Below are 1477 nucleotides of genomic sequence, written 5' to 3'. Positions count from 1 at the left end.
GGCAGGGGGAGGGGCGCGGCGGCGTGTCGCTGCTCATCGCCATCCGCGACGTCCTGGAGCTGTGCCGCGCGGTACCGGAGCTGCGGCCGGGCTACCCCGCACTGTGCGAGGCGTCAGCGCGGTTCCTGGAGCAGGCGCTGGAGATGAGCGCGTCCGCGGCGGAGGGGCTCGCGTTCGAGGACAGCGTGAAGATGGAGTGGCTGGTCGGGCTCGCGGAGAACCTGGAGGAAGAGTTGGGCGTGATGGGCTCGCTGGCGGCGATGCTCAGCGAGGCCGTGCCCTCCCTCCACGAGCGGCTGCGCGACGCGGACCGGGACACGCGCCGCCGGGTGGTGGCCGCGCTCCGGCGCCGGGTGTCGTCGGCGTTCCCCGCGCAGGCGCCCCGGGGCCGCAAGGATCCGCTGGATGCGCTCTCCGCGGACTCGCGGCGCCTCACCCAGCTGGAGAACGCCCTCACGGCGTTGGACCCCTCGCAGGCCGGGTTGAAGCAGGAGCTGCTCCGGCCGCTGAGCATCGCGTACGCGCGCGAGGTGCTGGGCGCGACCCCGTTCGAGCGCATCGAGCAGTACGGCCGCGCGGTGCAGGCGGTGGCGGAGAACCTGCGGCGCGAGGGCGTGACGGCGGAGCCGGTGCTCGCCGAGTGCCGCGACCTGATGGAGAACCGCCTCCGGGAGCACGCCCGCGTGCTGTCGCGCGAGGTGGCCAGCCCCCCGCCGGCCCCCAACGCCGTGCTCAACGGCGACGCGTACACCTACTACCGGGGCGAGCTGTCCGCGCAGGCCCCCGACGGCGAGCTGTCCGCGCTGGTGGGCCTGGATGGACAGCTGATGGCGGCGCGCCCCCCGTCGTCCTCGGCGTTCCTCTCCGATACGGTGCGCGCGGCGGTGGCCGAGGCGGAGCTGTCCTTCCTCCAGTCGCGCCTCAAGTACCTGCGCAGCTGGCTGACGCAGCTGCTGTCCGCACTGCCCGCGCCTGACGCGCTCAACGGCCGTGCGGACGCGGAGCGCACCTTCGAACGGCTGGTGCGCAGCCGCTTCCCCCAGCTCGCGCTCAAGGAGGGCGAGCTGGTGCGGCTCAAGGCCACCCTGGGCATGCTGGAGACACTCCCGGGCGAGCTGGGAGAGAGCGCGCGCAAGCTGTCCACCCAGCTGCGCGGCATCGACGAAGATTTCGGACGCTTCAGCCGGCAGGTGCTGGAGCGGCGGACCGCGCAGTGAGCACCGGGGCCGTGCACGGAAGGCGGCGCTGAGGCGTGCTCGCGCGTCAGCTCACCCCTCTGCGGCAGCGCCTGGATGCGCTCCGCCAGCCGGCCGCGCCCCGTGGCGGCGCGTGGTCCTGGCCCTTCGGCCGCAAGCTGAAGGGGCCGGAGGACCTGGGCCTGCCGGTGCTCGTGGCGCTCGACCGTGAGCTGGACCGCGTGGGCATCCACACCGCCGCGGATGCCCGGCTGCTGCTCGCGCTGGGCACGCAGCGGGGC

1 protein-coding gene and 1 pseudogene are annotated in these 1477 nt (G+C 74.5%); both read left to right on the top strand.

Features of this window, described 5'->3' with window-relative positions; translation table 11 throughout:
* Window positions 1-1217, top strand: a pseudogene (locus tag D7W79_RS41930) (AAA family ATPase); the annotation flags it as partial.
* Window positions 1218-1252: 35 nt separating this feature from the next.
* A partial coding sequence (locus D7W79_RS41925; protein ID WP_147442358.1) for a hypothetical protein occupies window positions 1253-1477 on the top strand: 225 nt, incomplete at its 3' end.

Source organism: Corallococcus exercitus (genome assembly GCF_003611585.1).
GTDB classification, from domain to species: domain Bacteria; phylum Myxococcota; class Myxococcia; order Myxococcales; family Myxococcaceae; genus Corallococcus; species Corallococcus exercitus.
Note: the sequence above shows the minus strand (reverse complement) of the source record. Positions and strands in the feature narration are given on the sequence as shown.